Origin of the sequence: Pseudomonas sp. UBA6315 (assembly GCF_002438125.1) — a bacterium.
In the GTDB taxonomy this organism is placed as follows: Bacteria; Pseudomonadota; Gammaproteobacteria; order Pseudomonadales; family Pseudomonadaceae; genus Aquipseudomonas; species Aquipseudomonas faucium.
This window is the reverse complement of the sequence record NZ_DJTF01000129.1, coordinates 1-3,439: the sequence shown is the minus strand read 5'-3', so window position 1 is coordinate 3,439 and position 3,439 is coordinate 1. Positions and strand designations below refer to the sequence as shown.

General features: G+C 65.5%; 3 protein-coding genes. 1 reads left to right on the top strand and 2 read right to left on the bottom strand.

Annotated features, from left to right (window positions below):
* Positions 1 to 60: 60 nt before the first annotated feature.
* Positions 61 to 1,266 (bottom strand): transporter associated domain-containing protein, encoded by a 1,206-nt coding sequence (locus B3E94_RS15070; protein WP_286914125.1) that lies wholly within the window; start codon positions 1,264 to 1,266, stop codon positions 61 to 63.
* Positions 1,267 to 1,275: 9 nt separating this feature from the next.
* Positions 1,276 to 2,085, bottom strand: coding sequence for a cytochrome C assembly family protein (locus tag B3E94_RS15065; RefSeq protein ID WP_286914124.1), 810 nt, complete (start codon positions 2,083 to 2,085; stop codon positions 1,276 to 1,278).
* Positions 2,086 to 2,376: 291 nt separating this feature from the next.
* Here B3E94_RS15065 and ffh point away from each other — a divergent pair.
* The coding region (gene ffh, locus B3E94_RS15060; protein ID WP_286914123.1) for a signal recognition particle protein at positions 2,377 to 3,439 on the top strand (1,063 nt) is incomplete at its 3' end.

Below are 3,439 nucleotides of genomic sequence, written 5' to 3'. Positions count from 1 at the left end.
GGCGCCGGGTGCGGGTAGCAGGCGGGACGGCGGGGCTGGGTAAGCGTGGCCCGAGTATAGCTAGCGGGTCACGGTCCACACCAGTACCTTGCTGGCGCAATTGTCCTCTGTTTCGAGGATTTCCAGGCGATAACGGCCGATCTTCAGGCAAACGGCGCTTTCCGGGATGCTTTCCAGCGCTTCGGTGACCAGCCCGTTGAGGGTTTTCGGGCCGCCGTCGCAGGGCAGGTGCCAGCCCAGGGTGCGGTTGATCTCGCGCAGCGAGGCGGTGCCTTCGATGACGAAGGTGCCGTCGGCCTGGGGGTGGACGTGGGGGTTGTCCAGGCTCTGCTCGTCCTCGAACTCGCCGACGATCTCCTCGAGGATGTCCTCCAGGGTGACGATGCCCAGCACCTCGCCGTATTCGTCCACCACCACGCCCAGGCGCCGCTGCTGCTTGTGGAAGTTCAGCAATTGCAGCTGCAGGGGCGTGCTTTCCGGCACGAAGTAGGGCTCGTAGCAGGCACCGCGCAGCGCCTGGAGGGTCAGCTCGCCCCTGGGCAGCAGGTGGCTGATGAGCTTGGTGTTGAGGATCGCTTCGACCTGGTTGATGTCGTTGTGGTAGACCGGCAAGCGCGTGTGCCGGCTGACGATGAGCTGTTCGATGATGCGCTCGATCGGCTCGTCCAGGTTAATGCCGTCGACCTCGTTGCGCGGCACCAGGATGTCGTTGACGGTGATCTTGTCCAGCGCCTGCAGGCCGTCCAGCAAGCCGTGGCGAGGCGTTTCGGGCTCGTCGTCCTGGCCGTAGTCGTCATCTTGCTGGGGGTGCAGCGCAACCGCCGTGGGTTGCACGCGCAAGGGGCGCAACAAGAGCTTGGCGCAACCATCGAGCAGGCAGGCCAGCGGTTGCAGCAGCGCCAGGGGCGGCTTGAGCAGGCTGACGCCGAGGCTGACGAACGCTTGCGGGTTACGCCGAGCCAGGCGCCGTGGCAGGTATTCGGCAAGCACCAGCAGGGCCAGGGCCGCGCCCAGGCCGGCCAGCCAGAAGCCGTGTTCGCCGTTGTGGCGCTGGCCGATCAGGCAGGCCAGGCCCAGCACCAGCAGCTTGCCCAGGCTGGCGCACAGCACAAGGGCCTGGGCCGGCAGCGGCGGCTGGCCATCTTCGCCATTGCGCAGCGAACCGTTGAGTTGCACACGGGCGGCATCCACTGCCGTGCACAGCGCCGACCACAGCAGCGCCAGTGCCAAAGTGCCGAGTAGCGGAGCGTACGGCAGGGTGTCCATGGGCGACCGTCAGATATGCAGGATGAATTCGCGGACCAGCTTGCTGCCGAAATAGGCCAGCATCAGCAGGCAGAAACCAGCCAGGGTCCAGCGGATTGCCTTGTGGCCGCGCCAGCCCAGGCGCGTGCGGCCCCACAGCAGCACGCTGAACACCACCCAGGCCACGCAGGCCAGCAGGGTTTTATGCACCAGGTGCTGGGCGAACAGGTTGTCGAGGAACAACCAGCCGGAAATCAGCGACAGCGACAACAGGCACCAGCCTGCCCAGAGGAAGCCGAACAGCAGGCTTTCCATGGTCTGCAGCGGCGGGAAGTTGCGGATCAGCCCGGACGGGTGCTTGTTCTTCAGCTGGCGGTCCTGCAGTAGCAGCAACAGCGACTGGAACACGGCGATGGTGAATAGCCCATAGGCCAGGATCGACAGCAGGATATGCGCGAGGATGCCGGGTTCTTCGTTGATCAGCGGCACCGTGCCGGGTGGGGCGAACTGCGCCAGCAGCGCGGTCACCGCGCCCAGCGGGAACAGCAGCACCAGCAGGTTTTCCACCGGGATGCGCAGGCACGCCAGCAGGGTCAGGGCGATGACCGCCACGGCGATCAGGCTGGCGGCACTGAAGAAATCGAGGCTCAGGCCCAGCGGGGTGATGAGCTGGAAGAACAGCGCGCCGGCCTGGGCGAGCACGGCGAGGGCGCCAAGCAGGCCGAGCAGGCGTTTGTCGGCCTTGTTCGACTGGGCCAGGCGCGAACCTTGATAGACGGTCGCTGCTAGATAAAGGCCGGCGGCGATCAGGTTGGGGATGAGGCTGGGTGAGGAGAACATAAGTCCTGGTTGGCGAGCCTTAAAGAGACGGAGTTTGGCATAGATCGTCAGTACCAAGGAAGTCTGCTGGGGCCCTATCGCCGGCAAGCCGGCTCCCACAGGAAAGGGGCGCCGTGCTTGCAGGTGCCGGCTTGGCGGCGGCAGGGCCACCGAATATCCCTCCAGGGGTCAGCAAGGTGTGCGCCGCCGCCGCTCTTCGCTATAATCGCCGCCTTGCTGTGCCCAGCGCGTGTGCATTTTCACCTGGGCGCCTGACAAACCTCGGCTTTTACTGGGCCAGAAAGGATCACCATGTTCGAAAATCTGACCGACCGCCTGTCACAGACGCTGCGCCATGTCACCGGCAAGGCCAAGCTGACTGAAGACAATATCAAGGACACGTTGCGCGAAGTGCGCATGGCCCTGCTCGAGGCCGACGTTGCCCTGCCGGTGGTCAAGGATTTCGTCAACAGCGTCAAGGAACGTGCGGTCGGCACCGAAGTGTCGCGCAGCCTGACCCCGGGCCAGGCCTTCGTGAAGATCGTCCAGGCCGAGCTGGAAAGCCTGATGGGCGCGGCCAACGAAGACCTCGCGCTGAACGCGGCGCCACCTGCCGTGGTGCTGATGGCCGGCCTGCAGGGCGCCGGTAAGACCACCACCGCCGGCAAGCTCGCGCGCTTCCTCAAGGAGCGCAAGAAAAAGAGCGTGATGGTGGTGTCGGCCGACGTCTACCGCCCGGCGGCGATCAAGCAGCTGGAAACCCTGGCCAACGACATCGGCGTGACCTTCTTCCCGTCCGACATCAGCCAGAAGCCGGTCGCCATCGCCGAGGCGGCGATCCGCGAGGCCAAGCTCAAGTTCATCGACGTGGTCATCGTCGACACCGCCGGCCGCCTGCACATCGACGCCGACATGATGGACGAGATCAAGGCGCTGCATGCCGCGGTCAAGCCGATCGAGACCCTGTTCGTGGTCGACGCCATGACCGGCCAGGACGCCGCCAACACCGCCAAGGCCTTTGGCGAGGCCCTGCCGCTGACCGGCGTGGTGCTGACCAAGGTCGACGGTGACGCCCGTGGCGGTGCCGCGCTGTCGGTACGCGCCATCACCGGCAAGCCGATCAAGTTCATCGGTATGGGCGAGAAGACCGAGGCCCTCGAGCCCTTCCACCCCGACCGTGTCGCCTCGCGCATCCTCGGCATGGGCGACGTGCTCAGCCTGATCGAGCAGGCCGAGCAGACCATCGACAAGGCCAAGGCCGACAAGCTGGCCAAGAAGCTGAAGAAGGGCAAGGGCTTCGACCTCGAAGACTTCCGCGACCAGCTGCAGCAGATGAAGAACATGGGCGGCCTGGGCGGCCTGATGGACAAGCTGC

Coding starts and splice junctions, on each gene's coding strand:
- B3E94_RS15070 (WP_286914125.1), bottom strand. CDS start 1,266: ATGGACACCCTGCCGTACGCTCCGCTACTCGGCACTTTGGCACTGGCG.
- B3E94_RS15065 (WP_286914124.1), bottom strand. CDS start 2,085: ATGTTCTCCTCACCCAGCCTCATCCCCAACCTGATCGCCGCCGGCCTT.